General features: G+C 69.4%; 26 protein-coding genes and 1 other RNA gene. 13 read left to right on the forward strand and 14 right to left on the reverse strand.

Translation table 11 applies throughout. The annotated features are described in order from the left end of the window. Window positions 1–23 precede the first annotated feature (23 nt). A complete protein-coding gene (locus tag M4D53_RS05210; RefSeq protein ID WP_259952428.1) occupies window positions 24–788 on the reverse strand; it encodes an SDR family oxidoreductase in 765 nt (254 codons plus the stop codon). Window positions 789–888: 100 nt separating this feature from the next. Here M4D53_RS05210 and M4D53_RS05215 point away from each other — a divergent pair, with 100 nt between their 5' ends. After that, entirely contained in the window at window positions 889–1,725 is an 837-nt protein-coding gene (locus tag M4D53_RS05215) for a helix-turn-helix transcriptional regulator (protein ID WP_259952429.1), read from the forward strand. Between the two features lie 11 nt (window positions 1,726–1,736). Here the strand turns inward: M4D53_RS05215 and M4D53_RS05220 are convergent, their stop codons facing one another. Beyond that, window positions 1,737–2,576, reverse strand: a complete 840-nt coding sequence (locus tag M4D53_RS05220) for an aldo/keto reductase (RefSeq protein WP_259952432.1) — start codon at window positions 2,574–2,576, stop codon at window positions 1,737–1,739. 99 nt (window positions 2,577–2,675) lie between these two features. Between M4D53_RS05220 and M4D53_RS05225 the strand changes: the two genes are divergently transcribed. The 4 genes from M4D53_RS05225 (at window position 2,676) to rnpB (ending at window position 5,938) form a co-directional block, all read left to right on the forward strand. Continuing rightward, window positions 2,676–3,059, forward strand: coding sequence for a YchJ family protein (locus tag M4D53_RS05225; protein WP_259952442.1), 384 nt, complete (start codon window positions 2,676–2,678; stop codon window positions 3,057–3,059). A gap of 37 nt (window positions 3,060–3,096) precedes the next feature. Next, on the forward strand, window positions 3,097–3,834 hold the full coding sequence (locus M4D53_RS05230; protein ID WP_259952445.1) for a zinc ribbon domain-containing protein: 738 nt from the start codon (window positions 3,097–3,099) through the stop codon (window positions 3,832–3,834). 22 nt (window positions 3,835–3,856) lie between these two features. Continuing rightward, window positions 3,857–5,557 carry a bifunctional 3'-5' exonuclease/DNA polymerase gene (locus M4D53_RS05235; RefSeq protein WP_259952446.1) on the forward strand — a complete coding sequence of 567 codons (1,701 nt, stop codon included), beginning with the start codon at window positions 3,857–3,859 and terminating at the stop codon, window positions 5,555–5,557. A gap of 24 nt (window positions 5,558–5,581) precedes the next feature. Next, window positions 5,582–5,938: RNase P RNA component class A (gene rnpB, locus M4D53_RS05240), an RNA gene on the forward strand. 75 nt (window positions 5,939–6,013) lie between these two features. Here the strand turns inward: rnpB and ppgK are convergent. Next, window positions 6,014–6,760, reverse strand: coding sequence for a polyphosphate--glucose phosphotransferase (gene ppgK, locus M4D53_RS05245; protein WP_025103605.1), 747 nt, complete (start codon window positions 6,758–6,760; stop codon window positions 6,014–6,016). 81 nt (window positions 6,761–6,841) lie between these two features. Between ppgK and M4D53_RS05250 the strand changes: the two genes are divergently transcribed. From M4D53_RS05250 to M4D53_RS05265, 4 genes are read left to right on the forward strand one after another with little or no spacing between them, the layout of a single operon-like run. After that, complete coding sequence (locus M4D53_RS05250; RefSeq protein WP_187661592.1) at window positions 6,842–7,081, forward strand: SPOR domain-containing protein; 240 nt, start codon at window positions 6,842–6,844, stop codon at window positions 7,079–7,081. A 2-nt stretch (window positions 7,082–7,083) separates the two neighbouring features. Then, a complete protein-coding gene (gene glnA, locus M4D53_RS05255; RefSeq protein ID WP_071329447.1) occupies window positions 7,084–8,421 on the forward strand; it encodes a type I glutamate--ammonia ligase in 1,338 nt (445 codons plus the stop codon). A gap of 7 nt (window positions 8,422–8,428) precedes the next feature. Continuing rightward, on the forward strand, window positions 8,429–11,404 hold the full coding sequence (locus tag M4D53_RS05260) for a bifunctional [glutamine synthetase] adenylyltransferase/[glutamine synthetase]-adenylyl-L-tyrosine phosphorylase (RefSeq protein ID WP_259952451.1): 2,976 nt from the start codon (window positions 8,429–8,431) through the stop codon (window positions 11,402–11,404). A 48-nt stretch (window positions 11,405–11,452) separates the two neighbouring features. Then, window positions 11,453–12,373: a diacylglycerol/lipid kinase family protein gene (locus M4D53_RS05265; protein WP_187661590.1), complete on the forward strand. Its 921-nt coding sequence runs from the start codon at window positions 11,453–11,455 to the stop codon at window positions 12,371–12,373. Here the strand turns inward: M4D53_RS05265 and M4D53_RS05270 are convergent, their stop codons facing one another. Both M4D53_RS05270 and M4D53_RS05275 read right to left on the reverse strand, forming a co-directional pair. After that, window positions 12,374–13,522 (reverse strand): AI-2E family transporter, encoded by a 1,149-nt coding sequence (locus M4D53_RS05270; RefSeq protein ID WP_259952452.1) that lies wholly within the window; start codon window positions 13,520–13,522, stop codon window positions 12,374–12,376. Window positions 13,523–13,625: 103 nt separating this feature from the next. After that, window positions 13,626–14,981: a serine/threonine-protein kinase gene (locus M4D53_RS05275; RefSeq protein ID WP_259952453.1), complete on the reverse strand. Its 1,356-nt coding sequence runs from the start codon at window positions 14,979–14,981 to the stop codon at window positions 13,626–13,628. Window positions 14,982–15,117: 136 nt separating this feature from the next. Between M4D53_RS05275 and M4D53_RS05280 the strand changes: the two genes are divergently transcribed. After that, a complete protein-coding gene (locus tag M4D53_RS05280; protein WP_259952454.1) occupies window positions 15,118–15,510 on the forward strand; it encodes a VOC family protein in 393 nt (130 codons plus the stop codon). A 21-nt stretch (window positions 15,511–15,531) separates the two neighbouring features. On the opposite strand, the gene M4D53_RS05285 is transcribed toward M4D53_RS05280, so the two are convergent. The 7 genes from M4D53_RS05285 to glnA (M4D53_RS05315) form a co-directional block, all read right to left on the reverse strand. After that, window positions 15,532–15,816, reverse strand: coding sequence for a WXG100 family type VII secretion target (locus M4D53_RS05285; protein ID WP_187661586.1), 285 nt, complete (start codon window positions 15,814–15,816; stop codon window positions 15,532–15,534). Then, on the reverse strand, window positions 15,813–16,067 hold the full coding sequence (locus M4D53_RS05290) for a hypothetical protein (RefSeq protein ID WP_187661585.1): 255 nt from the start codon (window positions 16,065–16,067) through the stop codon (window positions 15,813–15,815). The genes M4D53_RS05285 and M4D53_RS05290 overlap by 4 nt, the downstream gene beginning before the upstream one ends. Window positions 16,068–16,105: 38 nt before the next feature. Further along, window positions 16,106–16,375 carry a hypothetical protein gene (locus M4D53_RS05295; protein ID WP_259952455.1) on the reverse strand — a complete coding sequence of 90 codons (270 nt, stop codon included), beginning with the start codon at window positions 16,373–16,375 and terminating at the stop codon, window positions 16,106–16,108. Further along, complete coding sequence (locus M4D53_RS05300; protein ID WP_259952456.1) at window positions 16,372–16,869, reverse strand: hypothetical protein; 498 nt, start codon at window positions 16,867–16,869, stop codon at window positions 16,372–16,374. The genes M4D53_RS05295 and M4D53_RS05300 overlap by 4 nt, the downstream gene beginning before the upstream one ends. Continuing rightward, complete coding sequence (locus M4D53_RS05305) at window positions 16,866–18,158, reverse strand: putative T7SS-secreted protein (protein WP_396818118.1); 1,293 nt, start codon at window positions 18,156–18,158, stop codon at window positions 16,866–16,868. Before M4D53_RS05305 ends, M4D53_RS05300 begins: the two co-directional genes overlap by 4 nt. After that, window positions 18,155–18,445, reverse strand: a complete 291-nt coding sequence (locus M4D53_RS05310; protein WP_259952459.1) for a hypothetical protein — start codon at window positions 18,443–18,445, stop codon at window positions 18,155–18,157. Before M4D53_RS05310 ends, M4D53_RS05305 begins: the two co-directional genes overlap by 4 nt. Window positions 18,446–18,648: 203 nt before the next feature. Next, on the reverse strand, window positions 18,649–20,073 hold the full coding sequence (gene glnA / locus M4D53_RS05315) for a type I glutamate--ammonia ligase (RefSeq protein WP_187661580.1): 1,425 nt from the start codon (window positions 20,071–20,073) through the stop codon (window positions 18,649–18,651). Window positions 20,074–20,220: 147 nt separating this feature from the next. Here glnA (M4D53_RS05315) and M4D53_RS05320 point away from each other — a divergent pair, with 147 nt between their 5' ends. After that, a complete protein-coding gene (locus tag M4D53_RS05320) occupies window positions 20,221–20,616 on the forward strand; it encodes an RDD family protein (RefSeq protein WP_232089029.1) in 396 nt (131 codons plus the stop codon). 3 nt (window positions 20,617–20,619) lie between these two features. Here the strand turns inward: M4D53_RS05320 and M4D53_RS05325 are convergent, their stop codons facing one another. Beyond that, window positions 20,620–21,108 carry an ATP-dependent zinc protease family protein gene (locus M4D53_RS05325; RefSeq protein ID WP_187661579.1) on the reverse strand — a complete coding sequence of 163 codons (489 nt, stop codon included), beginning with the start codon at window positions 21,106–21,108 and terminating at the stop codon, window positions 20,620–20,622. An 18-nt stretch (window positions 21,109–21,126) separates the two neighbouring features. Between M4D53_RS05325 and M4D53_RS05330 the strand changes: the two genes are divergently transcribed. Beyond that, window positions 21,127–22,314 (forward strand): RimK family alpha-L-glutamate ligase, encoded by a 1,188-nt coding sequence (locus M4D53_RS05330; protein ID WP_060923121.1) that lies wholly within the window; start codon window positions 21,127–21,129, stop codon window positions 22,312–22,314. A 57-nt stretch (window positions 22,315–22,371) separates the two neighbouring features. Here M4D53_RS05330 and M4D53_RS05335 read toward each other — a convergent pair whose 3' ends face one another. After that, window positions 22,372–23,082 (reverse strand): DUF4191 family protein, encoded by a 711-nt coding sequence (locus M4D53_RS05335; protein ID WP_259952468.1) that lies wholly within the window; start codon window positions 23,080–23,082, stop codon window positions 22,372–22,374. 294 nt (window positions 23,083–23,376) lie between these two features. On the opposite strand from M4D53_RS05335, the gene M4D53_RS05340 reads away from it, so the two are divergent. Beyond that, on the forward strand, window positions 23,377–24,661 hold a 1,285-nt coding region (locus M4D53_RS05340), incomplete at its 3' end, for a hypothetical protein (protein ID WP_259952469.1).

A 24,661-nucleotide genomic window follows, 5' to 3' on the forward strand; every position in this document is an offset into this window, starting at 1 on the left:
GGGCGGCCGGCCATCCACCGCGTTCACCGACCGTGCGGATCGGTGCGGTTGAGCACCGCGACGACCTCGTCGTAGTCGCCACGAGCCTCGCCGTAGCGGAGGAACTTCACCCGCTCGACCTGGATCTCGGTCGCGTCGGGCTGGGTCTCGATGAGGGACATGACCTCGTCGATGAACGCGTCGAGGGGCAGAGCAGCATCGTTCTCCGCGTGCCCGGGCATGAGATCCGTGCGCACCGCCGGCGGTTCGAGCTCCTGCACCGCGACGGTCGTCCCCGCGAGCTGGAGCCGGAGCGACTCGCTGAGCATGTGGATCGCCGCCTTGCTCGCGTTGTACGTGGGCGTGACCTTCAGGGGCGCGAAGGCGAGACCGGAGGAGACGGTCATGATGGTCGCCGCGGGCTGGGCTCGCAGGTGCTCGATGAAGGCGGCGATGAGACGGATCGGGCCGAGGATGTTCGTCGTGACGGTCTCCTCGGCGGTGGACAGGAAGCCGGCCGGCGTGGTCCAGTCCTCCGCGCGCATGATGCCCGCCATCGTGATGAGCACGTTCAGCGTCGGGTGCGCGACGAGGACCGCGGCCGCGGCCTCGTCGATGCTTCCCGGGTCCGTGGTGTCGATGCGGACGGTGCGGAGTGCGGGATGCTCGGCGGCGATCGCGGCCAGCCGGTCCTCTCGTCGCCCTCCCACGATCACGGTGTTGCCGCGCTCCTGCAGTCGGAGTGCAAGCGCCAGACCGATCCCGCTCGTCGCGCCGGGGATGAAGATGGTGTTTCCGGTGATGTCCATGACCTCAGCCTCGGCGCTGCACCGGCGCCGTTCCAGAGACGGCTCATCGGGGGATCGGCGGTCCCTGGATCCCGTCCGGTGTCCGGGGGATACTGCACGGATGGATCGCGATGCCCTGGCCGACTTCCTCCTGCGCCGTCGGGAGGCGCTCCGTCCCGCCGATGTGGGGCTGCCTGAGGGGCCGCGTCGGCGGACGGCGGGACTGCGGCGGGAGGAGGTCGCGCAGCTGGCGACCATGTCGACGGACTACTACACACGTCTCGAGCAGCGTCGGGGCCCGCAGCCGAGCGCGCAGATCCTCGCCGCCCTCGCTCGTGCCCTGCGTCTGTCATCCGACGAGCGCGACTACCTGTATCGACTGAGCGGGCTCAGCGCACCCGATCGGACGGTGGTCACCGATTACGTCCGACCCGGCATCCTCCGCGTGCTCGATCGTCTGCACGACACCCCGGCGTTCGTGGTCTCGCCTCTCGACGAGGTGCTGGTGCAGAACGACGCCTCGCGGGCGTTGATCGGTGACGCGAGCGCCCTGACCGGCCTCGACCGGAGCGGCATCCATCGCTGGTTCGCGCGACCGGACGAGGAGCGACGCCGGTACCGGGAGATCGATCACCCCCGGCAGTCCCGGGCACTGGTGGCGGCGCTGCGCGCGGCGTACGGAACGATGGGCGCGCGGTCGCGGGCCGGGGAGATCGTGGCCGACCTGTCGGAGCGCAGCCCCGAGTTCGTGCAGCTCTGGGCGGCCCACGAGGTCGCCCGTCGCTTCGAGCAGCACAAGGTGATCGTCCACCCGGAGCTGGGGGAGATCGAGGTGGACTGTCAGGCGCTGTTCACGGAGGACGAGTCACAGGCGCTCATCGTCCTGACGGCGCAGCCGGGCAGCGAGGCCGCCGGAAAGCTGGAGTTCCTGCGCGTCCTCGGCACGCAGAGCGTCTGAGCGGTCGTGACTTAGGATTCCTCGTGCACGGCGGGGTCACCGTCGAACAGGCGCCCGTCTGCGCGTCCGAGCGCCGTGATCGCAGCGACCTCCGCGTCATCGAGCACCACGGCGGCCGCGGCGAGGTTCGCGGCCTGATGCGCCGCGGAGGATGCCTTCGGGATCGCGACGGTCTCTCTGGCCACGTGCCAGGCGAGGACGGCCTGCGCCGGGGTGATGTCGTGAGCGGCGGCCACCTCGCGGACGACGTCCTCGTCGAGGAGAGCCTGCGCTCGACCGAGCGGGCTCCAGGCCTCGGTGAGGATGCCGCGTTCGCGGTGATACGCCAGCTGCTCCTCCTGCGGGAAGTACGGGTGCACCTCGATCTGATTCACGACCGGTCGGACCCCTGTCTCCCGCTCGATGCGCTCGAGATGCTCAGGGAGGAAGTTCGAGACGCCGATCTGGCGGACGACGCCGCGCGCCTGAGCGTCCACGAGAGCCGTCCATGCCTCGACGTACTCGTCCTGGCTCGGGTTCGGCCAGTGGATGAGGTGCAGGTCGGTCGCATCGAGGCCGAGGCGTGAGCGGCTCTCCTCGATGCTGGCTGTCGCCGTCGCGCGGGCGTGGTGCCGTCCGGGGAGCTTCGTCGTCACGATGACCTCGGAGCGGGGGATGCCTGCGGATGCGACGCCGCGCCCGACAGAGCCCTCGTTCTCGTAGTTGAAGGCCGAGTCAAGGAGCCGGTATCCGGCACGGAGGGCCTGGGCGACGGCATCCGCTCCGGCGTCGCCGTTCAGGCGGTACGTCCCGAGGCCGAGAGCCGGCAGGGTGAAGCCGTTGTGGGCGCGGAAGGTGGGGACAGTGGTCATCTTTGCTCCTCCGTTGGCGTGCCTCCAGCGTAGAGCGAGTTGGCGGGTCGCGGCCCTCCGCGCGATGCTGGCAGGCATGACCCTGATCGTCGCGCTCACATGACGGAGTCCGCCCGCTGCCCCTGTGCCTCCGGGGACATCTTCGCCGCCTGCTGCGGACCGCTCCTCGACGGGGCTCCTGCGCCGACCGCCGAGCGGTTGATGCGCTCGCGGTACACGGCGTTCGTACGGGAGGACGCCTCATACCTCCTTCGCACCTGGCACCCGGATACGCGACCGGAGACGATCGGCTTCGAGACCGACCTGGAGTGGCGGCGGCTGGTGATCGTGGATCGCGTGGCGGGCGGCCCTTTCGACACCGTGGGCGTGGTCGAGTTCGAGGCCTTGTGGCGTCAGGGCGGCACGCGCGGATCGCTGCACGAGCGCAGCCGCTTCGTCCGCGAGGACCGGACGTGGTTCTACGTGGACGGCGACATCCGGTGATGCGGCGCTCGGCCCGGCAGCGACTAGATTTGAGAGCGTGAACGCCACCCCGGAGAACCAGCGCACCCTGCTCGACATCGCGGACCTCGACCGGCGCATCGCGCAGGCGGAACGAGCCCGCACCCGGCCGAGCCAGGCGGGCCGGATCGCCGAACTCGTCGCCATCCGGCAGGAGCAGCTCCGTGAGCTCACGGTTCTGACCGGTGCCAGGGATGACGCCCGCACCGAGCTTTCGCGGCTGGAGTCCGATGTCGCGCTCGCCGAGCAGCGCCGCGACCGCGATGCCCAGCGCCTCGCGGCAGCCACCAATCCGAAGGAGGCGCAGGCCCTGGAGCACGAGCTCGCCAGCCTCGCCAAGCGCCTGAGCGACCTCGAGGATGCCGAGCTCGACATCATGGGCCGGGTCGAGGAGGCCGACGCCGCCGTGGCCGCGCAGCAGGCCCTGTTGGACGCGACGACCGCGGAGGGCAGCGCTCTCACCGCCCAGGGCAAGGCCGACGTCGCTGCGGCGACCGAGCTCGGCGCCCAGCTCGCGCGCGACCGGGAGGCCGTCGCCGCCACGGTTCCCGCGCCCCTGCTCGCGGAGTACGATCGCCGCGCCGTGAACAGCGCCGGAGCCGCGCTCCTCACCCGCGGTACGTGCGAGGGGTGCCGGATGATGCTCCCCGGCACTGATCTCAACGACATCCGTCGCGCGCCCGAGGACGAGGTGGTCTCGTGCCCCGAGTGCGGCTGCATCCTCGTGCGCACTGAGGAGTCGGGACTCTCGTCGTGAGCGCATCCGGCGCGCACCGCCCGTGACGGTGCCGGCGTCGGGCCCGGAGCGACGTCTCGCGCTGATCGGCCTCGGTGCGGGGGAGTACGCCGCGATCGAGCTGGACGAGCATGACGAGGAGCAGCAGCGCACCCTCCTCCCCGCGTCCGAACTCGCCGGCTGGGTGGCTGAGGTCGAAGCCGCCGACACGCCGCGATGGATCATCCGCAGTGCGGCGGAGATCTACGCGCTGCTGCTGAACGCCGGGGTCCGGATCACGCGCAGCCACGACCTCGTCCTCTGCCATGCGATCCTGCGCGACACCGCCATGGTGAACACCCCGCTGCCCCCGGCCGCGGGCTGGGAGCGTCGCGACCCGGTCGACACCACCCCCTCCCTGTTCGACGTCCTCGATGAGGAGTCGGGCGAGGACGCGATCACGGCGGCGCTCGAGCAGTACCGCGCGCAGCGGAACGTGATGGCGGAGGCCACGGACGGCCGCCTGACGTTGCTCTGCGCTGCGGAGTCGGCCGGCGGGCTGATCGCCGAGGAGATGCGCGTCGCGGGGCTGCCCTGGGACGCGGGGGTGCATGACGCGATCCTCACCGAGACGCTGGGTGCGCGTCCGGCAGCGGGCGGGCTGCCCCGACGGATGGTGGAACGCGGCGACGAGGTGCGGGCCCTGCTCGACGACCCCACGCTGCACCTGGACAGTCAGCCGAAGCTGCTGCGGGCCCTGCACCGTGTCGGCGTGTCGGTGGAGTCCACGAGCAAGTGGGAGCTGTCCGCCCACGAGCACCCGGTGATCGAACCGCTCCTCGCCTACAAGAAGCTGTCTCGCCTGCTCAGCGCGAACGGCTGGACCTGGTTGACGGAATGGGTCCAGGACGGCCGCTTCCGTCCGGTGTACATCCCCGGGGGCGTCGTCACCGGACGGTGGGCGTCGGCCGGCGGCGGTGCGCTGCAGCTGCCGCGCAACCTCCGCCCCGCCGTACGCGCGGATCCGGGCTGGGCACTCGTCGTCGCGGACGTCGCCCAGCTCGAGCCGCGGATGCTCGCGGCCATGGCGTCCGATGAGGCGATGGCAGACGCGGCGCGTGGCGGCGACCTTTACGCCGGCGTCGTCGCGTCCGGTGCCGTCGCGACGCGCGACGAGGCGAAGTACGCGGTGCTGGGAGCGATGTACGGCGCCACCAGCGGCGACAGCGGGCGACTCGTTCCCCGGCTGCGGAAGGTGTACCCGCGCGCGATGGCGCTCGTCGACGACGCGGCGCGCGTGGGGGAGGACGGGGGCATCGTCTCGACCTGGCTCGGTCGCTCCTCGCCGCGTCCGTCCACGGAGTGGATGCGGCTGCAGGCCGACGCCACCGGCGCCGATGCCGACCCCGCCGTGGTCTCCCTCGCCCGCCGCCGCGCGCGGGAGTGGGGGCGCTTCACCCGGAACTTCATCGTCCAGGGCACCGCGGCCGAGTGGTCGCTCATCTGGCTCGCGGAGATCCGCCACCGCCTGGCGCAGCTCCCCGAGGTCTTCGGCGCCGCGGAGGCGTCAGGACCGTTCGCCCGGGAACCGCACCTGGCGTTCTTCCTGCACGACGAGGTGATCCTGCACACGCCGCAGGAGTACGCGGAGGCCGCCGCCGCCGCCGTCCGCGAGGCCGCCGCCGTTGCGACGACCCGCCTGTTCGGCACCTTCCCGATCGACGTGCCCCTCGACCTGCGCATCGCGGATTCCGCGGAGAAGTGAGGCCCCGTAGACTGGACGGGCGAATGGGTCGACTGGACGGTCGCGTGGCGGGCAACCGCACCGAGGAACGTCCGGGCTCCACAGGGCAGGGCGGTGGGTAACACCCACCCGGAGTGATCCGCGAGATAGTGCCACAGAGAGCAGACCGCCCCGCGAGGGGTAAGGGTGAAAGGGTGGTGTAAGAGACCACCGGGGGCCGTGGTGACACGGCCCGCCAGGTAAACCTCGCCCGGAGCAAGGTCAGACAGAGGATGATGACGCGGCTCGCCGAGTCCTCGGGTAGACCGCTGGAGCGGCACGGCAACGTGTCGCCGAGAGAGATGGCCGTCGAAGGGGCGAAGAACCCCGGAACAGAACCCGGCGTACAGGTCGGCCCATTCGCCCCGAACGCAGAAGGCCCCGATGACTCCCGTCATCGGGGCCTTCTCTCGTTGGGTCCCTGAGCCCGTCGAAGGGTCAGTCGCCGGCGAGCGAGGCCGCGCCGATGATGCCGGAGTTGTTGCGGTGGATCGCGGGGACGATCGGCGTCTTCAGGTCGAGCAGCGGCAGGAAGTCGCCCGCGTTCTTCGACACGCCGCCGCCGACCACGAACAGGTCGGGGCTGAACAGGAACTCGATGTGGGAGTAGAACGCCTGCAGGCGCTCGGCCCACTCCTCCCAGCTCAGCCCCTCGCGCTCGCGCGCCGAGGTGGCCGCATACGTCTCGACGGACTCGTACTCGCGGAAGTTCAGGTGTCCGAGCTCCGTGTTCGGCAGCAGGACGCCGTCGTACAGGAACGCGGAGCCGATCCCGGTGCCGAGCGTGGTCAGCAGCGTGAAGCCGAGCACGTCGCGCGCCGCGCCGTGGCGGGCCTCCGCGACGCCGGCGGCGTCGGCGTCGTTCACGAAGACGATGTTCCGGCCGAGGCCGTCGCGGAAGAAGCGCTCGGCATCGAAGTCGATCCACTCCTTCGAGACGTTGGCGGCGGACAGCGTCTTCCCGCGCTTGACGATCGCGGGGAACGCCACGCCGAGCGGCAGGGTCGACTCGTGCACGTCCAGCGTCTTCAGGACGGTCTGGACCGCGACCAGGACGTCTTCCGGCGCCGCGCCGGCCGGAGTGGGTACCCGCACCCGATCCGAGGCCATGGTGCCGTGTTCGAGGTCGACGATTCCCGCTTTGATGCCCGTGCCGCCGATGTCGACGCCGATCGCTTTTGCCATGGCCGATAGCTTAGCGACCACGGTGCACGCCAGTAGGATCGATGACATCACCCCAACCGCTCGCGGGAAGAAGGAGCAGCCATGACCGACGGCGATCACAAGTACTGGTACAACTCCGCCACGGGCGAGGTCGAGTTCGGCATGCTCTCGCCGTCCATCGACCGCATCGGTCCGTTCGACACGGAGGCCGAGGCGCACCGCGCCCCCGAGGTGCTCAAGGAGCGGTCGCGCGCCTGGGCCGAGGAAGAGGCCGCGGAGCAGGGCTGGGACGCGAAGCCCACCAGCGGCTTCGGTGCGGAGAAGGGCCAGGGCGCAGAGTAGCCATGGACAAGCAGAGGGACTTCGTCCTCCGGACGATCGAGGAGCGCGGCGTCAAGTTCGTGCGCCTGTGGTTCACCGACGTGATCGGCACGCTCAAGTCCGTCGCCATCGCGCCGGCCGAGGTCGAGGGCGCCTTCGCCGAGGGCATCGGTTTCGACGGCTCCGCCATCGAGGGGCTGACCCGCACCTACGAGTCCGATCTGCTCGCCCAGCCCGACCCGACGACCTTCCAGACGCTGCCGTGGCGGGGGGAGATCGACCCGACCGCCCGCATGTTCTGCGACCTCACCACGCCCGACGGGCAGCCCGCGGTGGCCGACCCCCGTCACGTGCTGAAGCGCACGCTCGCGAAGGCCGCCGATGCGGGCTTCACGTTCTACACGCACCCGGAGATCGAGTTCTACCTGCTCAAGTCGTCGTCTTTCGGCCCCGAGGGGCCCGTGCCCGTCGACTCCGCGGGCTACTTCGACAACGTCCCCGGTGGCACCGCGCACGACTTCCGTCGGCGCTCCGTCCGCATGCTGGAGGACCTCGGCATCTCCGTGGAGTTCAGCCACCACGAAGGCGGCCCCGGCCAGAACGAGATCGACCTGCGCTACGCCGACGCCCTCACCACCGCGGACAACGTGATGACCTTCCGGACGGTCATCAAGGAGGTCGCGATCGAGCAGGGCGTGTACGCCACGTTCATGCCGAAGCCGCTCAGCGGTCAGCCCGGCAGCGGCATGCACACGCATATGTCGCTGTTCGAGGGCGACCAGAACGCCTTCTACGAGGAGGGTGCGAAGTACCAGCTCTCCAAGACCGGTCGGCACTTCATCGCGGGTCTGCTCAAGCACGCCAATGAGATCTCCGCGGTGACGAACCAGTTCGTCAACTCCTACAAGCGGCTCTGGGGCGGCGACGAGGCCCCGAGCTTCATCACCTGGGGCCACAACAACCGCTCCGCGCTCGTCCGCGTCCCGATGTACAAGCCCAACAAGGGCCAGTCCTCGCGCGTCGAGTACCGCGCCCTCGACTCCGCGGCGAATCCTTACCTCGCTTACGCGCTCATGCTCGCCGCCGGCCTCAAGGGCATCGAGGAGGGCTACGAGCTTCCGCCGGAGGCGGAGGACAATGTCTGGGCGCTGAGCGACGCCGAGCGTCGGGCGCTGGGATACTCGGCGCTTCCGGCCAGCCTCGACCACGCCCTGGAGTACATGGAGGCCTCCGAGCTGGTCGCGGAGACGCTCGGGGAACAGGTCTTCAACTACGTGCTCCTCAACAAGCGCAAGGAGTGGGAGGCGTATCGCGGTCAGGTCACGCCGCTGGAGCTGAAGAACAACCTCGAGCTCCTCTGAGCACGGCATGGCTCGCCCCGACGCCTCCGTCTCCCTTTCGGCCCTCGCTCGACTCGGATTCGCCGAGCTGAGCGAGGCCGCGGCGTCACTGGCAGAGCTCGAGAGCCTGCTCGACGTACCGCGGACGATGCTGCTCGAGGCGTCTGTCGCTGCAGATCCCGACGCGGCTGTCCGTGGGATGTTGCGGGTGGCACGACGCGACCCGTCCCCGCTGCGGGCCCTTGTCACCGACGAGGAGACGCGCCAACGTGTCTGGCGCGTCTTCGGTGCCTCCGTGGGGCTGGCCGAGTTCTTCCTGCGCCATCCCGAGGAGCTCGACGTGCTTGCGGCGCCCGTCGACGCGCTGCCCGCCGCGGACGTCTGGCGCGATCGGCTGCTCGCCGCCGTCGGGGCCGAGGACGGATTCGCCGGATCCGCGGAGGACGAGACGATCGTGGCCCTCCGCGTCGCGTATCGGCGGAACCTCGCGGAGATCGCGGCGTTCGACCTCGGCCACCCGCGACCCGAAGACGTCGTCGCCGAGGTCGCCGCCTCCCTTGCGGACCTCGCCGGCGCCGCCCTCGAGGCGTCGCTCGCGATCGCCCGCACGCGCCAGGCGCCGTCGGCGGGTCGCGATGCCGTCGCCACGACACAGCTGGCTGTGATCGGCATGGGCAAGGCGGGTGCCAGGGAGCTCAACTACGTCAGCGATGTCGATGTCATCTTCGTCGGGGGCACGTCCGACGAGGAGACGCTGTCCGAGCCGCAGGCGATCGACATCGCGACGCGTCTGGCCAGGGACACCATGCGCTTCCTCAGCGCCATCGAGGTCGAACCGCCACTCTGGGAGGTCGACGCGGCACTGCGCCCCGAGGGCAAGCAGGGAGCGCTCGTGCGCTCCCTCGCCTCCCACGTCGCGTACTACGACCGATGGGCGAAGAGCTGGGAGTTCCAGGCGCTGCTGAAGGCTCGTCCCCTCGCCGGCGATCCTGCACTGGGCGCCGCCTACATCGATGCCGTGCAGCCGCGCGTGTGGTCGAGCGCCGCCAGGGAGGAGTTCGTCGAGAGCGTCCAGCGGATGCGCGAGCGGGTCATGGAGCACATCGACCCGGAGGACGCCCCGTATCAGCTCAAGCTCGGGGCGGGCGGGCTGCGCGACATCGAGTTCACGGTGCAGCTCCTGCAGCTCGTGCACGGTCTCACCGATGCCTCCCTCCGCACCCGCGGCACACTCGAGAGCCTGGACGCGCTGGTCGCCGGCGGCTACATCGGTCGCGCTGATGCGGGCACCTTCGCGGACGACTACCGCGTGCTGCGGCTCATGGAGCACCGTCTGCAGTTGCGCGACCTCAGCCGCACCCACCTCATGCCCAAGACGCCAGCCGGACTGCGCATCCTGGCGCGCAGCACGAAGCTGGCGGAGACGGGGGAGGGCGTCTGGGCGCGGTGGGAGAGCGTCCGCCGCGAGGTGCGCGACATCCACACCCGCCTCTTCTACCGGCCGCTGCTGAGCGCCGTGGCCGGACTGCCCGAGGAGGAGCGCACCCTCTCCGCGGAGCAGGCTCACGACCGGCTCGCCGCGATCGGGTTCCGCGACCCGGCGGGAGCGCTGCGCCACATCGGCGCGCTGACACGCGGACTCAGCCGCAAGGCGACGATCCAGCGGCACCTCATGCCCGTCATGGTGCGCTGGTTCGCGGACGGCAGCGACCCCGACTACGGCCTCCTCGCGTTCCGCCGCATCAGCGAGCGGCTGGGGGACACCTCGTGGTTCCTGCGCATGCTGCGGGACTCCTCCGGCGCGGCGGAGAGTCTCACCCGACTGCTGTCGTCGTCGCGGTACATCGGCGAGCTGCTGGAGTGGATCCCGGAGTCGGTGGCGTGGCTGGACAGCGCCGAGCGACTGCGTCCGCGGAGCGCGCAGGCGCTCGACGACGAGGCCCGAGCGATCCAGACGCGCCATGAGACGGTCGCCGACGCGCTGCGGGCCGTCCGGGCCCTGCGGCGTCGCGAGCTCCTGCGTACCGCGATGGCGGCCGTCCTCGATGTCGTCACCATCGAGGAGGTGGCCACCGCGCTCACCGACATCACGGATGCGACGATCCAGGCCGGCCTCCGCGCCGTCCTCCGCGAGGTCGTGCCGCCCGAGGACGCGGCGCTCGACTTCGCGGTCATCGGCATGGGGCGGTTCGGCGGTGCGGAGCTCGGCTTCGGGTCCGATGCGGACGTGCTGTACGTGTACGACGCGAACGGTGTCGACTCGGGCAGAGCGGAGAAGCTGGCGACGAGAATCGTGGCGGGGCTCCGCGAGCATCTGACCGACCATCGCCTCCCGCTCGACCTGGACGCGGGTCTGCGGCCGGAGGGGCGCAACGGTCCGATCGTGCGGTCCATCGACGCCTACGCGGCCTACTACCGTCGCTGGTCGCTGTCGTGGGAGGCTCAGGCGCTGCTGCGGGCTCGCGGTGTCGCCGGCAGCGCGAAGCTCATCGGGCGGTTCATGGAACTCGCGGACAGCATCCGGTACCCGGAGGCGGTCGATCTCCAGGGGCTCCGGGAGATCAAGCGGATCAAGGCCAGGGTCGAGGGGGAGCGGCTGCCGCAGGGGACCGACCCGCGTCGTCATCTCAAGCTCGGACCGGGGACTCTCAGCGACGTGGAGTGGCTCGTGCAGCTTCTCCAGCTGCAGCACGCGACCGATGTCCCCGGCCTGCGCACCACGTCGACTCTGCAGGCACTCGACGCCGCGGTCGGCGCCGGGCTCGTCGAGGAGGACGACGCGGAGCGCCTCCGGGCGGCGTGGCTGCTGTCGAGCCGACTCCGTTCAGGCATCACGTTGCTCACGGGTCAGACGAGCGACGTCCTGCCCGCTGACCGCCGTCAGCTGGATGCCCTGGCCCGTCTGCTCGGCTATCCACCCCGGTCGGCGACACCGCTCGAAGAGGACTATCTCGCCGTCACCCGGCGTGCCCGGAGAACCTTCGAGCAGCTCTTCTACGGCTAGACGGCCGGTCGAGTTGCACGATCGTCGTCCGTCGCTCAGAGTGAGCGTATGACCTCTCCTCGCATCGGCGTGATCTGGAACCCGACGAAGTCCGACCGGGATGTCCTCGGCGAGGCCGTCACCATCGCCTTCGGTGAGGAAGCCGACGTGCGCTGGGGCGAGACGACTCCGGATGACCCCGGCCGTGGCGTCGCGGCGAAAGCGGTGGAGGAGGGCTGTGCCCTCGTCATCGCGGTCGGCGGTGACGGCACGATCCGCGCGGTCGCGGAGGCTCTGGTCGGCACCGATGTCGCTCTCGGGATCGTCCCGCAGGGCACAGGCAATCTGCTCGCGCGCAACCTCGGCGTGCCGCTCGAGGGCGTGCTACCGGCGCTCGAGCACATCCGCGATTCCGAGCCGCACCGCATCGACCTCGGCTGGGTGGAGTTCGACGGCGAGGAGCATGCCTTCTCCGTCATGGTCGGCTTCGGGGTCGACGCGCAGATGCTCGTGGAGACCAACGACGACCTCAAGGATCGCGCCGGCTGGCTCGCCTACGTCGAGGCGATGGGGCGCGCACTGGCCGGTACCGAGATGACGGACATCACGCTGCAGCTCGACGACCACGAGCCGGAGGAGGTGCGCGGTCACACGCTGCTCGTCGGCAACTGCGGCATGCTCCAGGGTGGCATCCGTCTGCTGCCCGATGCCGTCCTCGACGACGGGCTCCTCGACATGTTGCTCATCAGCTCCGACGGCGCGCTGCAGTGGCTCGACACCGTCCGCTCGGTCGTCTGGGACAACGGCATCCGTCGCATGATCGGGAACGTCGATCAGGCGGTCAGCACGGACTCCACCACCCACGTCTCGGCGGAGCGGATCCGCGTGCAGCTCTCCGCGCCGCAGATGTTCGAGATCGACGGCGAGGAGATCGGCGAGATCGACGCGTTCACCGTGCGGGTGCAGCCGGGCGCCGTCCTGGTCCGCTGATCAGGCGACGGTCACCGCCGGCGGCGTTCTCTTCCTGTCCTGATTGGGGAAGACGACCTTCTGCACGATGATGATGATGCTCGCGGCCACCGGGATGGCGACGAGAGCGCCCAGGATTCCGCCGAGCGCTCCACCGGCCACCGCGGCGATGACCACCAGTGCGCCGGGGACGGCGACGGCCTTGTTCATGATCCGCGGGGAGAGCACGTACGCCTCGATCTGCATGTAGATCAGGTAGTAGATGATCGCGATCAGCGCGGTCGTCGGCGAGACGAACAGGCAGATGAGCGAGATGATGATCGATGCCGAGAGCGTTCCGACGAGCGGGATCATCGAGCCGATGAACGCGATCAGTGCGAGCAGCGCCGGCACCGGCGCTCCGATGATGGTGAGGAAGATGAGGCTCAGGACGCCGTTGGTGAGCGCGAGGCTCGCCTGACCGATGACGTAGCGCCCGACAGCACTGGAGACGTCCTCCAGGAGCTCGCTGAAGGTGTCGCGCTGGTAGGCGGGGACGAACCGCGCGGCCACCCGCTTCATGCTGCGCAGCGATGCCATGAAGTAGAGGGTGAGGATGAGCACGATCGTGACGCCCGTCAGGCCGCCGGCGATCCCTGCGCCGACGGCGAAGACGCCGCCACCGATGTCGAGGAAGTTGTCCGGGTTCTGCGCGAAGCCGAGCACGCCGTCGACCGCATCCTGGATCGTGCTGCCGAACTGTCCGCTGACGTCCTGGAACCAGGCGCTCTTCGTGAACTCCTTGATCATCTCCGGACCGTCTTTGATGAGGTTCCCGATCTGCTCCACGAGAGTGGGGACGATGGCGAGGATGATCCCGGCGAAGGCGAGGAGCACGCCGATCACGACCACGGCGACCGCCGCCGGGCGCGGGAGCTTGCGTTCGATGAACCGCACGATCGGATCGAGGCCGAGCGCGAGGAACAGGGCGACGCCGATGTAGACCAGCACGGTGGCGAGCTGGCCGACGATGCCGCCGATCATGAGCGCGACGAGCACCCCGAGGGCGCCGAGGAGACCGAACATGAACGGGTTCGCCCTGGCGCCGGCGACCACGCTCGACGGCGACCGTCGCTGCGCGGCCACACTCGGTGCCGGATCCGGCGGTGCGATCAACTTCCTGCGACGCATGGTCCCCTCCCTCTGTCGATAGTCGACACTCGATCTTCCTCCACCAGGTCCCGTGCGCTGCTCAGCGACACCCGCCGGCTCGGCGGGCGTCGGGGGCGTCGGGTCAGTGGCTGCTGTTGCCCTTGCCGTTGTTGCCGTCGCGGCCAGGGCTCTTGCCTCGGTTCTCCTGCGCCTGAGGTGCGGCGTTCTCGGGCAGGCTCGTATCCGGCGCCGACTCGGTGATCGATGACGCCGGTGCCACGGGGGTCGCGGCCACCGGCTCCACCGCGACGGTCTCTGCCGGCGCCAGGTCGGGGGCGGTGTCGGTGGGAGCCGGTTCGATAGGCACGACGTCCTCGACGATCCTCGACGCGCCGTCGGAGACGGCACCCGAGCTGGCGAGGGCCTGCTCGCCGTGCCCGACCAGTGCTGCGGAGGCGGTGGTCACCGCGCCGAGCACGACCACCGCGGCGATGAGGAGAGACTCGCGACGACGGCGCATGCGCCGGGCCGGGGACGCCGCGGGGCGCGCCGACGCGACGCGACGACGGGCGCGGGCCTCGGCGCGGGTGCGGGGGAGGGCGCCTGCCGTCGGCGCCGGAAGCGGTACGGTGACGTCCGTGGCGACCTCTCCGGTCGAAGGCAGATCGACGAGCCGGCGCAGCTCGCCCTCGACCTCCAGAGCGTGCGGCCGCGCTTCGGGGTCGATCGCCGTCATCGCGGTGAGCAGGCCGACCCACTCCGACCCCAGCTCCGCGGGGATCTCGGGGGCGATGTGGAGGCGGGCGAGGGCGGATTCGACGCTGAGGGTGGGAGCGAAGCCGGGCTTGCCGGTGAGCGCCTCCAACAGGACGAGCCCGAGCGCGTAGACGTCGACCGCGGGACGGATGTCGCCGTTGCGCAACTGCTCCGGTGCCATGTAGGTCAGTGTCCCGAGGACGATGCCGGGAGTGGTGACACGCGACATGTCGATGGCGCAGGCGATCCCGAAGTCGGCGAGTTTCGCGCTCCACCGGCCGTTCGTGTCGAGAGGCGGGGTGAGCAGGACGTTCGAGGGCTTGATGTCGCGGTGCACGATGCCGGCGCTGTGCACGGCGTGGAGGGCGGAGGCGATGTCCGCCCCGATCATGGCGATCTCGCGCGCTGGGACCGTCGCGCGTGCCATGCGCTTGCTCAGAGTCGGTCCGGGCACGTACTCCATCACGAGGTACTTCGGTCGTCCGGGCTCGAGGTGCGCGTCGAGGAGGGTGACCAGGCCAGGGTGGTTGAGACCCGCGAGGAGCGCCTTCTCCGAGTGCACCCGCTCCACCGGCACGACGGCGTCGTCGGACTCGCGGAACATCTTCACCGCGACGGTGCGTTCGAGGGCGATGTCCTCCGCGCGGTACACGGTCGCCATCCCGCCCATACCGACGGCCTCTGCCAGACGGTAGCGGCCGTCCAGAAGCGCGGCGGTCGGCGGGGCTTCCTGGGTGATCACGGCGTCCTCCACTGGCGGGACCGGGTATCCCGACGATGTCTTCACCGTATCCGCGCAGAGAAAACGCTGCGTTGGGGTTGACGTGGAGGCCGCCACCTGCCACGGGGGATCCATGGGGAGCTGGGAGACTGGACGGATGGCAGGGATTCACCACGTGGAGATCTGGGTCGCCGACCTCGCGTCGTCGCGAGCGGAGTGGGGGTGGCTGTTCGGTGCGGTGGGTTTCGTCCGGGCCGGCGCATGGCCCGAGGGCGAGTCCTGGGAGGCGGGTGGCGCGTATGTCACCCTCACGATATCCCCGAACCTCAGCGGCAGCGCACACGATCGTCGCGCCCCGGGCGTGAACCATCTCGCCTTCGCTGCGGGCCCGCCGAGCCGAGTGGACGCGATCATCGCGGCGGCACCCGAGCACGGCTGGCGGCCTTTGTACGCGGAGCGCTACCCGCACGCCGGTGGGCCCGATCACTACGCCGGATGGCTGGAGAACTCCGCGGGGTTCAAGGCCGAGATCGTCGCCGACGAGTTCTGACGCGGGCCATGCCCAGCGCCGTTACCGCCAGAGGCGAGCGGCGGTGCTGGCGGTCTCCATGGAGATGGCATTGGCGGTGATGAGTCGGCGGTTGGCTTCGGCGAGGGCGGCCTTCATGCGGCGGATGGCGGTGTCCCAGTCGTGGTGGGCGCGGTCGTATGCCGCCTGCGCCTCACCGGACCATGAGGATCGAAGCCGAGCGGCCTCCGCGTCGAGGGTGTCGAGCGCGTCTTCGAATTGCCGAAGGGTGAGAGCGAGACGCGCGACCGTGTCGCTGACGGCGTCGTGACGGACCGTGACTCTCATCGTTGCTCCGACAGCTCCTGGCCGAGGTCGAGCTCACGGAGGACGTACGTCTGAGCGACGGCGTCGGTGAGGTAGTACGTGAAGAAGATGCCCGCGGCTTCGTCAGCAGTGAACGCCTCGTTCGAGAACACGCGCACCGCACGCGTCTGACTGATCGGGATCAGCGTCGTCCCGTCGGCAGGCTCGGGACGCCTTACCGTGTACAGGTGGGTCTCGCCGTCAGGCGCGGCGAGGCGCACTTCCACGGTCATCTGATCGGCTGAACCGGCCGCCTGGATGAAGGAGTCGGTCAGAGGCTTCTGGATCCGATGATGCTAGACGGGTCCGCGCCACGCCAGATGCTGTACGTGAACTCGCTCACGCCGTCCAAGCGGCCGAGCATGAGGCGCAAGTGATCTGCGACGGGGCGCCTGTTCTCTGTGATCCACCCCATCTGACCGCTCGTGAACTGCTGGCCGTGCGTCCTGCTTGAGGTCACCGCAGTCTCCTCTCTCCCCGAGAACGCAGCGAGCTGCGCGACGGTGTCGGCGATCGCGTCGTGACGGACCGCGGCTCTCATGTCGCGTCGTCCTCCGTGGGGTCGGGGACGCTCATGTCAATCTCGCGGAGCGTGTAGGGCTGGGCGACTTTATCGGTGAGGAAGTAGGTGTAGAAGATCACCGCTGCTTCGTCGGCCGTGAACACCTCGTTGGGATACACGGTGGTGGAATGGCGTCCGTCATCCCAGTGGATGACCTCGGTGGGCTCGCCGGACATGTCCGCGCCCGGACGCCCGACGACATACTGATGCGCGGTGCCGTCCGGGTCGACATAGCGGACCTCGATCACAAGGGCTTCCGCTGTCCCGGCACACTGGATGTACTCCTCGCTGAAGGGGATGCTGTCCAGAAGGTCCGCGCCCTCCGGGGCGCGCCACAGGCTCCATGCCCATGTTGAGGACCCGTTGAGCTGACGCAGCGAGAACTGGATCTGTTCCTGGTACGGCCGGAAGTAATCGACCAGTGCGCCGCGAGTATCGTCATTGATCTGACGGATATGTGTCGGTTGACTCATTTCACGGTCTCCAGAATTACTCGAGTGATTGTGATTCTCTCCCCATTCAGGGTGGCGGTCGCTGGTCGTTCGGGGCTCACGGTGGCATCGAAGCCACGTTGGGCTGCATCGCGGCTGCCCGTGCCGCCCTTGATCTCGATGCCGGTGTACGTCCCGTCGGCGTTCTCGATGAAGCCATCGTAATAGCGAGCTTGGTCTGAGGTCGCTTGGGGATTGTGGTGATACCCCTGGATGGTCGCGCGGATCTTGTTGCGGATAACGTCCTTGCCGGTGTCCTCGGCGACACGATCGAGTCCGATCTTTTCTGTGTCGACCCAGGGGCGTTGGCCGTCGCCGTTGTACTGGCCGAGCACGTTCCGTCCGCCGTGCGTGGGGTGTGGGGCGGGGCGCTCAGGAGCATTCTGAGCGGACTCGTTCGCCCACCTGCCGGCAGCGTGTCCGGCTGCGGTCAGGCCGGCCGCGGCTACGCGGGCGCCAGCCCAGGCCAGACCACCCCCAGGGACGGTGCCGACGCCGGTTACGGCGACCGCTCCGCTGCCGCCCATCATGGCCCCGCCGCCGATGACCAGGGCGGCTCCGCCGAGGAGTTCGAGGACGATGTCCAGGTGCTCCCGCAGCGTCCGCGCGGAGGCGGCGAGCATGTCCATCGTGGCCTGGAACGGCTGCACGACAGCGAGCGTGAACACCGCCTCGGTGACGGCATGCTGGGCTGCGGTCGCGGCCTCAGCCTCGGTGAGCGGCATGCGCGCGGCCTCTGCGGCCTGGTCCAACCGGACTGCGCAGTCTCGGGCGAAGACATCCAGCGTCGCCCGGGCGTTGAACAGCACCGCTCTGGCCTGTTCATGCGCGGGACCGGACGGGTCGACGAATGGCACCTCCACCTCCGGGTGCCGAAGGCCCTGCCCGACCCGAAGCTCGCGGACGTAAGCGCGGTGCGCGGCCAGTGCCGTGGCGGCCTGCTGCTCGGCCTCGTCCCAGAGAGTGATGGCGCGCGCGGCTTCCTCCTGCGCCCACTCCAGCGCATCCGCCCAGGTGAACAGGGCGTGAGCGCCCTCGCGGAGCCCGTCGCCGGCGTTCGACCAGTGCAGCAACTGACGATCGAAGCGCGTCAGGTACGCGTCGTAGGCCTCGCCCGTCCAGGTGCCCTCATCGGCGAGCGACGCGAGCTGGTCGTGCACCCGTGCCGCAGCCACGCCGTGTGCCTTCCACCCCTCGGCCGTCTGCCTGACCTCGCCGGGTGAGCCAGGGATGAGGGCGGTGGCGGAGCGGGTCTGCCCGAGCCCGATCACTCTTCCCAGATCATCGCGTCGACCTCGGCCTTCGCGGCATCCGTCCCCTCATCGAAGACCCGGGCCGTCGTCGCCAGACGTTCGGTGAAATCGTCGGAGTCCGTCACCCGCGCTGCGAGGCCCGCAGACCAGGTTTCGGCGAACCGCTCAGAGGCTGCGACCACCCACTCGTGGCCGGCGCTCGTCGGCGGGGTGAGGTCGGTCGCCCCGACGTCTGCGATGATGCGCCGCGTCTTCGCCGCCATCGCCTGCAACACATCCGTGTCGACCTCATAATCCTGCGACATGCCGCCCTCTTCCTGCGAGCCCCCGGCGGCGGGATCGAGCATAGGTGAAGACAGGGTCAGAGCATAGCGAAATGTCTGAATATGCGTAGGAAGTAACCCCAAATGAGTACGTGGGGGTAGGGCTGCCGTAGCCTCACGGTTCCGATGCAGCGAAAGAGCCCGCCCCCGGATGGGGACGGACTCTTTCGCGATCTGCGTTCGGCTCAGACTCCGAAGTACAGCTCGTACTCGAACGGGTGCGGGCGCTGAGCGATCGGCAGGATCTCGTTCTCGTACTTGTAGGAGATCCAGGTCTCGATGAGCTCCTCGGTGAACACGCCGCCCTCGAGGAGGAACTGGTGGTCGGCACGGAGCGCCTCGAGCGAGTCCAGCAGGGAGTTCGGCACCTGCGGGATGTTCTTGGCCTCCTCAGGCGGAAGCTCGTAGAGGTCCTTGTCGACGGGCTCGTGCGGCTCGATCCGGTTCTTGATGCCGTCGAGGCCCGCCATGAGCTGCGCGGCGAAGGCGAGGTACGGGTTGCCGGAGGCGTCGGGGGCGCGGAACTCGATGCGCTTGGCCTTCGGGTTCGAGCCCGTGATCGGGATGCGGATCGCGGCGGAGCGGTTGCCGGCCGAGTAGACCAGGTTGACCGGCGCCTCGAAGCCCTTGACCAGACGGTGGTAGCTGTTCAGCGTCGGGTTGGTGAAGGCGAGCAGCGCCGGCGCGTGGGCCAGGATGCCGCCGATGTACCACCGCGCGATGTCGCTGAGCTGACCGTAGCCGGCCTCGTCGTAGAAGAGCGGCTTGCCGTCGCTCCACAGCGACTGGTGGGTGTGCATGCCCGAGCCGTTGTCGCCGTACAGCGGCTTCGGCATGAAGGTGGCGACCTTGCCCCACTCCTCGGCGGTGTTCTTGACGATGTACTTGAACTTCAGGATGTCGTCGGCCGCGTGCACCATGGTGTCGAAGCGGTAGTTGATCTCCTGCTGGCCGGCCGTTCCCACCTCGTGGTGGGAGCGCTCGAGGATGAAGCCCGCATCGATGAGCTTGAGGGTGATGTCGTCGCGCAGGTCGGCCGTCTTGTCGACCGGGCTGACGGGGAAGTAGCCGCCCTTGTACGGGGTCTTGTTGGCGAGGTTCCCGCCCTCCTCCTCGCGGCCGGTGTTCCACGCGGCCTCCTCGGAGTCGACCTTGTAGAAGCTCTCGCCGGCAGTGACGGAGTAGCGCACGTCGTCGAAGATGTAGAACTCGGCCTCGGGGGCGAAGAACGCGGTGTCGGCGATGCCGGTGGAGGTGAGGTACTTCTCCGCCTTCTTCGCGACCTGACGCGGGTCCTTCGAGTAGATCTCGCCGGTGCGCGGGTTGTAGATGTCGAAGATCATCACGAGGGTGCTCGCCTCGCGGAAGGGGTCGATGTACGCCGTCGTCACATCCGGGATCAGCTGCATGTCCGACTCGTGGATGCTGGCGAAGCCACGGATGGAGGAGCCGTCGAACAGCTGTCCGTCCGTGAAGAAGGCCTCGTCGACCGTCGCCGCAGGGATGTTGAAGTGCTGCTGCACACCAGGGAGGTCGGTGAAACGGATGTCAAGGAATTTGACGTCGTTCTCCTTGATGTAGGCCAGTACCTCGGACGAATCTTTGAACATGTACGACTCCTGTGATGCGGATCGATGGCTTCGGGGCCACTTTGCACAGTACGGACGGGGGATTTCTCCACGGTATCCGCTTTGTTTCGTCCGTGTTACAGCGTGAGCAGGATCGGAGGGCATCCACAGCCTCGGTAGGCTGGAGGGGTGACGGATGCTGTGAACACGTACCCCGGTGAGCGACTCGGACTCCCGGAGTCCGGACCGGGGAGCATCGGTCGCCCTGGACGTCGGATCGGGGCCCTCGCGATCGACTGGACGGCAGCCGTCATCCTCTCCGTCGCGTTCTTCCAGTACGACCCGTTCGCCACGCTGCTCATCTTCGGCGTCGTGCAGATCCTCTTCATCCCGACCGCCGGCGGCAGCCCAGGGCACCGCATCCTCGGCATGCGCGTCGTCCGTCTCGACGGCGGATGGGTCGGTCTGTGGCGCCCGATCGTGCGCACGCTGCTTCTCCTCGTCGTGATCCCGGCCGTCGTGTGGGACCCGGATCAGCGCGGTCTCCACGACAAGGCTGTGGGCACGGTCCTCATCCGCGCCTGAGGCTCAGTCGCGGCCGCGGTTGCGACGGCGTGCTTCGCGGGGTGCCCTGCCGCCGAGGAACGAGCGCGCGGGGTCGACGACGTACCCGCGACGCAACGCTTCGCGGCCGATCAGCATCCGGAAACCCATCTCGTCCCGGTTGCTCAGCGTGACCTCGGCGAGCACCTCTCGGTCGACGAGACGGATCATCAGCTGCACGACGAGACGTTCCTGCGCGTGGCCGGAGGAGCTCCGGACGGCCCGCCGGTCGTGGATGGGGGACTCGACGACGACGGCATCCTCCTGGCTGTCCTGCCAGGGCTTCACACGGAACCGCACCCAGGGCTCGTCATCGCGCTCGAACTCCTGGATGTCGAACGCGTGCAGGGACGAAGTGCGGGCGCCGGTGTCGATCTTGGCTTTGATCCAGTCGACTCCGAGATCGGGCAGGCTCACCCACTCGCGCCACCCCGTAAGGGTGTTTGAATGGGTAGACCTACTCACCTGATACATCCTGGCAGGAAATCCCCCGTGAAGATCGCAGTGCTGTCCCGTGCGCCGCAGGCGTACTCCACCCAACGCCTCCGCGCGGCCGCACTGCAGCGAGGGCACAACGTGAAGGTGCTGAATACCCTGCGCTTCGCGATCGACCTGACCTCCGACGAACCCGACCTGCACTACCGTGGTCGGCAGCTCAGCGACTACGACGCGATCCTGCCACGCATCGGCAACTCGATCACGTACTTCGGTACCGCGGTGGTGCGACAGTTCGAGCAGATGGATGTCTACACCCCGAACACGGCGAACGGCATCTCGAGCGCGCGCGACAAGCTCCGGGCGAACCAGATCCTCTCCCGGCACAACATCGCGATGCCGCCGACGGCCTTCGTCCGCAACCGCGCGGACGTGCGGCCGGCGATCGAGCGCGTCGGCGGCGCTCCCGTGGTGATCAAGCTGCTCGAGGGCACCCAGGGAATCGGCGTCATCCTCGCGCCGCAGGTGAAGGTCGCTGAGGCCATCATCGAGACGCTCCACTCGACCAAGCAGAACGTGCTCATCCAGAAGTTCATCGCCGAGAGCCGGGGCCGCGACATCCGCGCGCTCGTCGTCGGGGACCGCGTCGTCGCCGCGATGCGCCGATCGGCAGCGGGAGACGAGTTCCGTTCCAACGTGCACCGTGGCGGCTCGGTCGAGGCGATCGAGCTCGACCCGGTCTACGAACGGGCTGCCGTGCGGTCGGCCCAGATCATGGGACTCCGCGTCGCCGGCGTGGACATGCTGGAGGGGGACGAGGGACCCCTGGTGATGGAGGTCAACTCCTCCCCGGGCCTGCAGGGTATCGAGACCGCGACCAAGCTCGACGTCGCGGGCGCGATCATCGACTACATCGCCGGTCAGGTCGCCTTCCCGGAGATCGACGTCCGGCAGCGCCTCACCGTCTCCACCGGCTACGGCGTCGCCGAACTAATGGTCCACGGCGCCGCCGACCTGGTCGGCAAGACGCTGGGGGAGGCGGGCCTGTGGGAGCGCGACATCACGGTGCTCACCCTGCACCGGGGGGTCAGTGTCATCCCGAACCCGCGCAAGCATGTGGTGCTCGAGCCCGACGACCGCCTGTTCTGCTTCGGAAAGCTCGATGAGATGCGCTCGATGATCCCCGAACGTCGTCGTCGCCGCGCGAAGGTGCGCCGCCTGCCCAAGCAGCCGCTCTCGGAATGAGAGAAGCGCGGCCGCCCTCGGTGAGGGCGGCCGCGCTTCGCGGTCCGGGGGAGCGGGTCAGCGCGGACGCTGCGCGCGCACCTTCGTCGGGTCGATCCCCTTCGGGATGGGAAGCGACGACAGCGACTGCGAGACCGAGTCGATGCGGCGGATGACGGCCGCCATCGTGGACTTGTCGATGGCCTTCGGGAGCTTCTTGATGGTCTTCGCGAGGTCGGCGATGGGCACCTCGTCCTCGCCGTGCCCGACGTAGAGCACCGTGATCGGCACGCCGTGAGCGACGCGCTGCGCACGGCTGCGCTCCTCGTTCACGAGTCGGGTGAGGCGTCCGCGGGCGCCCTCGCCGACGACGACGATGCCGCCGCGGCCGACCGTCCGGTACACCGCCTCCTGCGTCTTCGGGTTGATGCCCACCGGGGTCTCGGAGGCCTGCCACCGGCGACCGAGGCTCGTGCTGAGCACGTGGCCGGTCGCACCGGGCATGCCGTCGATCTTCGTGTACATGGCCGAGGTCGACAGCCGGGTCATGAGGAACAGCGCGCCGAGGACGCCGAGCATCAAGCCCGTGATGGCCCAGAGGACGAGCGTCCACACCTGGAACGGCGGGATCAGGTAGCCGGCCAGGAGGCCGAGCAGCACGCCGCCGATGAGGATCGCGGCCTGCGCCCAGGGGAGCCAGGGATAGGCCTCGCGCGTGAACCGGAAGAGGGACTTGATCTGGGAGAAGAACCCAGGACGCTTCTCGGGTTCAGGAGCACGCTTTGCCATGGAGACCAGCCTACCGAGTCCGAAGGCCGTGCGATGCCGCCGTTCGCGTGCAGCGGAGAGCGTGTGCGCGATCTCTCCTGCACAATCCGACCCGCCACGGGATCTCGTCCCCGAGCAACGAGTTCGGACGGTGCGTCCCGCGGGTCGGGTGGGATGGATCGCATGACACCAGCGCGTGAGAGTGCCCCCCGCGAGCAGGCCGTGCTTCCCCAGGCACACCGTACGATCCGACACCTCGACTCTGCTGAGGGGCCCTTTCGCGGTGCGCTCGTCACCTCGCCGGACGGTCCGGTCGTGCGCGTCGAGGCCGAGAGCCTCGCTGGTTGGGCGGGCTGCCGATATGCGGGCACCCAGCACATCGCCGCGCCGGTGGACATGATCCGCCGCGCGGACGGACACGACGTCCTTCTGCCCTGGTGCACCGAGCGCCTGGAGGCCTACGTGGATCGGCGGCTCCGGCGGGGCGGGTTGCCATCGGGGGAGGTCAGCACGGTGGTCGTGAGTCTTCTGCGTGGACTGGCGGAGCTGGGGCCCGCGTCGGCGGTGGACATGCACGGGACATGGTGGCTCACCGACGGGGGCCGGCCGGTCTTCGTGCTGGGGCTCGGTCAGGACGCGTCGACCGCCGTCCTGGTGATCGTGGACCGGCTACGCGCGGAGTGCACCGACAAGACGATGGCCCGGGTCCTCGACCGCACCCGCGATCGCGTTCGCTCGGCCGCAGCACAGCGCCGGGTGCCCCGGCGATTGCTCGAGGACGCAGAGAGCGACCTCTTGGAGATCGCAGCACCACGACCACTGGAAGAGGCTGCCGAGGACCGGGCGGCGCCCACGGAAGGTGGTGTCTCCGGTGCGGTGCGACGAGTCCGCACCGAACCCGTCACCCGCGCACGGCTGCGGGAGCGTCGGATGCGGGAAGAGAGTCCGGTCAAAGGGGGCTCGGTACGGGCGTTCGCCGGCCTGCTCGCCCTCCGCGATCGAGTCGTCAGCGGGGCGCGACCTCCCCTCGATCGGCGGACCATCAGGGTACGGCCGCCGGCGGGCGGAGGGGAGACGGGTTCCCGGCGCAGGCGGGTTCTCATCGTGGCCGGCGCGTGCGCGGCGGCGGTGCTCCTCGCGGGTCTGCTGTGGCCGAGCGACGGAGACGATCCCGCGGTCGGGGCAGCGGGGAGCACTCCTCCGTCCGCTGACCGTCCTGAGGGAGCGGGCCCTGCCAGGCGGACTGCGCCGACACCTGCTCCTTCACCGTCCGCGTCCGCGGCGCCGCCGAAGGCCGACGATCCGACAGGCGCTCTCCCGGCACTCCTCGCGCAGATCGTCGAGTGCGAGGCACGCGACGACGCGGTGTGCGCCGCTGCCGTCGCGGCCGGTTCCGCGGGGATCACGCCCGTCGCTGCCGAGATGGCCGGTCGGAAGGATGCGGTTCTCGTGGATCGCTATGGAGACATGGCCGTGATGGAGCTGCCGTCATCGCCCGAGAGCGGCGAAGCGAAGACCGAGGAGGCAGCCATCCTCGTGCTGGTGTGGGCAGATGAAAAATGGCTGGTGGGGGGCGGCGCATGGGGGGGGGGGCCCCGCC

Source organism: Microbacterium meiriae, from assembly GCF_025143875.1.
In the GTDB taxonomy this organism is placed as follows: Bacteria; Actinomycetota; Actinomycetes; order Actinomycetales; family Microbacteriaceae; genus Microbacterium; species Microbacterium meiriae.